This is a genomic window from Pseudomonas sp. A125 (assembly GCF_055409485.1).
On record NZ_JBUZVP010000070.1, the window covers coordinates 1 to 3,373 of the forward strand.

Genomic DNA, 3,373 nt, shown 5'->3' on the forward strand with positions numbered 1-3,373 from the left:
TGGGTATACGGATTTAATGGTTGATGGGGCACCTTCACCCCATCAATCTGATACCACCCTCAGATGGTTGATAGATCGACTCCGTAGTTGAGTTCCTCTGCGAAGTCCGGCAGTCCGTAACCGATGGTTTTCTTGTAGAAAGGAGAGACCTTCGCAGTCGGTGCCTTCTTCTTGTGCTTCGTGGTGTAGAGCATTCGTGCCCGCATCACCTCGAAGGAGTAACCGCGCCCTTCACGGTTCTTGTCCTTGGCCAGTCGGTTGATGGACTCCGTGTAAGCGTTGGTGACGGGCATGTCCGTCTCGAAGTAGGTCATGGTCTCTTCGCGCCAGTTTCCCACTGCCCTGACCAGATCGCTCCAGACTTCCTTTTGGCCCTTCGGGATGGTGGCTATCCACTCGTCCAGGGCGGCTTCTGCCTGGAGCCGTGTGGTGGCGTCCCAGATGCCGTAGAAGCGCTCCTTGTGCTCGTAGGCGGCCAGCAGTTGCGGGAACGCGCCTGTCCAGGTCTCCATGATGAGGCGCTCCCGGTCTGAGACTTCGTGAGCGCGTTTCAGCAGGATTTTCCGGTCTCCCTTGAGAGTCCGGCTCTGGGACGGTTTCAGCTCCTTTCTGAGGCCCTTGCGCACTCTCTCTAGGGCATCGTTGGCCATGCGCACCACATGGAACTTATCGACCACGATACGGGCCTGGGGCAGCACAGCCTTGACCGCTGCCCGGTAGGGGTTCCACATGTCCATGCTGACGATCTCGACCTTCTGCCGGTCTTTCAGCTTCATCAGGTAGTTGGTCACCACGTCCTGGCGGCGGGTGGCCAGCAGGTCGAGCAGGGTTCGCTCCTCAATGTTGGTCAGAATGCAGCGGTAGCGCTTGTTCAGGTATAGCTCGTCAATGCCCAGGATGCGGGGCGTCTCGAAGCGGTGCCAGCGCCCCAGGAACTCGGCGCGGGCGTTGAAGATGTCGCGCACCGTCTTCTCGTCCAGGCCGGTCTGTGCCGCCACAAAGGTGTAGGGGTGGTTGAAGGATTCCTTCTCCACGTACTCATGCAGCCGCAGTGTCATACGGAATCCGTCCACCATCTCCGGTAGCTGGGGCCTGAATGTTGTCTTGCAGGCCCGGCAGGTGTATCGGCGGCGGACCACCCAGAGAGTGACCCGCTTGCCGTGGATGGGCAGATCACGATAGGGAACGTCACGCTTGCCGAACCGTACGAACTCACCCTGCACGCCGCATTCCTCGCAGGCGATGGGATCGGGCACGTCCACCTGGAAGTGCATTTCGTCGTCGGTTGATTTGCAGCCCAGTACTTGGTATTGCGGCAGGTGAAGGATGTTGTCGGGAAGTTCGGTCATGGTGTTGTATAGGCGTAGGTGTCAGTCAGATCCATCCGACTCGGCATTGGTGTTTGCTTTTTTACCCAACAAGCTGCTGGAAACGAAAAGTAAGGCACCGAGGACAATTGCAATATCAGCCAGGTTGAAGGCCGGCCAATGCCAGTCTCGCCAATAGAAATCAAAGGAATCCACAACATAGCCGCGAAAGACCCGGTCAATCAGGTTGCCCATGGCGCCACCGAGGATAAGACTGTAAGCGATGGCTTCTCCTTTATGACGATTTTCAAGGATCAGCTTGATCAGAAAAATCGAGACCACTACCGCGATTCCGATAAAAAAGTAGCGCTGCCAGCCTCCACCATTCGCAAAAAGACTGAATGCGGCACCGGTGTTCCATAGGTGCACCCAGTTAAAGAACGGGGTCACCGAAACATACTCGCCATAGGCCATTGATTGCTGCACCAGCCACTTTACAGCCTGATCAGACGCTGCCAGCAGGCCCGATATGGACAATAGGGCATACGGCGAGAGCTTTTTGCCAATAATGAGCATTATTTAACCCTTCAACGCCAAAATGCGTCTGGCACCGTTAAGTACAATGCCCCCCGCGATGGTGCCGATAATCAGATCCGGATAATTGGAACCGGTCCACGCGACCAGGGCGCCGGCGGTGATGACCCCCAGGTTGATCACCACGTCGTTGGCCGAGAATATCCAGCTTGCCTTCATGTGCGCCCCGCCTTCCCGATGTTTGGATATGAGCAGCAGACAACTGGTATTGGCAATCAATGCGACGAATGCGATAGCCATCATCACCAGCGATTCAGGCTCACTACCGAATACAAAGCGTCTCACCACCTCTACGAGCACGCCCACAGCCAAGATCAGTTGCAGTACACCAGCAAGATGCGCGGCACGTACCTGCATTTTCACGCTATGTCCAACCGCATAAAGGGCAAGCCCGTACACCGCCGCATCGGCAAAATTGTCCAGGGATTCTCCAATCAGGCCGGTGGACCGGGCGATCAGACCGGCAGTCATTTCCACCACGAACAGAAGTGCATTGATGCCGAGCAACCAGCGCAGGGTCCCGGATTCTTGCTTAGCAGAAGCTGCCGAAAACTCGGCGGCCTTGATGGTCTCCGGATTTGCAGCGACGGTTTCCTGAAGCGAGGCGCCTAGCCCCAAGGTCTTCAGTTTCGAGGTGACGGGCTCGACCTCGCCGTCATGCACGACCTTCAGCCGGCGGTTCGACAAGTCGAAGGACAGCGCCCGAATTTCCTCAAAGCCGTTCAGGGCTAGGCGAATCATTCGTTCTTCTGATGGACAGTCCATCTTCGGCACGGCATAAACACTGACCCATCTCCCTGGCGCCTCGGAGGAGGCCTGTATATCGGTATCCGCTGCGGACGTTGCATCACCGCCACAGGCGCCACCACAGGATTTGCTCATGATACGACTCCACTTGAACAATGTTGTGGTACCATTTAAAACTATAAAGCTACTATAAGGTCAATAGAGTAAAGAATCCGTTGGGGAGGAGGCTGATGCGCATTGGTCAGTTGGCGCAGTTGGTAGGGGTCGAAACACAGACGATCCGCTTCTATGAACAGCAGGGCTTGTTGCCGCCGCCTGATCGGCAGGACAACGGTTACCGTGTCTATACCGAGAAGCATGGTGAGGGGCTGGCCTTCATCCGTCGCTGCAGAATCCTGGGCCTGTCACTGGCTGAGATTCACGAACTACAGAGCTATGAGGACGACCCTCATCAGCCTTGTACCGCCGTCAACGCCTTGCTCGATGATCACATCTCTCATGTGCGGTCGCAGATAACCGCTCTGCAAGCGCTTGAGAAACAACTCGTTTCACTGAGAGCGAGTTGCAACGATGACCGGGAAGTTGAGGCGTGTGGGGTTCTTGCTGGAATTAGCGAAGGAAACATGCACCAGCAGTAGGTGAAGCATCAACCAGATAATCCGATGAGATGCCGGTCTGTCTCACTCTCATGCAAAGGTAAGATCAACCATTTAATCCGCTTACCC

At 55.9% G+C, this 3,373-nt stretch carries 4 protein-coding genes; 1 reads left to right on the forward strand and 3 read right to left on the reverse strand.

Going from position 1 to position 3,373, the window contains the following annotated elements:
* Window positions 1-59 precede the first annotated feature (59 nt).
* The 3 genes from ACZRN6_RS36325 to ACZRN6_RS36335 are packed head-to-tail and all read right to left on the reverse strand — an operon-like array spanning window position 60 to window position 2,783.
* The gene (locus ACZRN6_RS36325; RefSeq protein WP_004574636.1) at window positions 60-1,349 is read right to left on the reverse strand and encodes an ISL3-like element ISPpu12 family transposase; all 1,290 of its coding nucleotides are present in this window, start codon (window positions 1,347-1,349) and stop codon (window positions 60-62) included.
* A gap of 21 nt (window positions 1,350-1,370) precedes the next feature.
* Window positions 1,371-1,883, reverse strand: coding sequence for a signal peptidase II (gene lspA, locus ACZRN6_RS36330; RefSeq protein WP_003821921.1), 513 nt, complete (start codon window positions 1,881-1,883; stop codon window positions 1,371-1,373).
* Window positions 1,884-1,886: 3 nt separating this feature from the next.
* Window positions 1,887-2,783 carry a cation efflux transmembrane domain-containing protein gene (locus ACZRN6_RS36335; protein WP_004364974.1) on the reverse strand — a complete coding sequence of 299 codons (897 nt, stop codon included), beginning with the start codon at window positions 2,781-2,783 and terminating at the stop codon, window positions 1,887-1,889.
* Window positions 2,784-2,878: 95 nt separating this feature from the next.
* Here ACZRN6_RS36335 and cadR point away from each other — a divergent pair, with 95 nt between their 5' ends.
* Window positions 2,879-3,286, forward strand: coding sequence for a Cd(II)/Pb(II)-responsive transcriptional regulator (gene cadR, locus ACZRN6_RS36340; RefSeq protein ID WP_009403731.1), 408 nt, complete (start codon window positions 2,879-2,881; stop codon window positions 3,284-3,286).
* Window positions 3,287-3,373 lie beyond the last annotated feature (87 nt).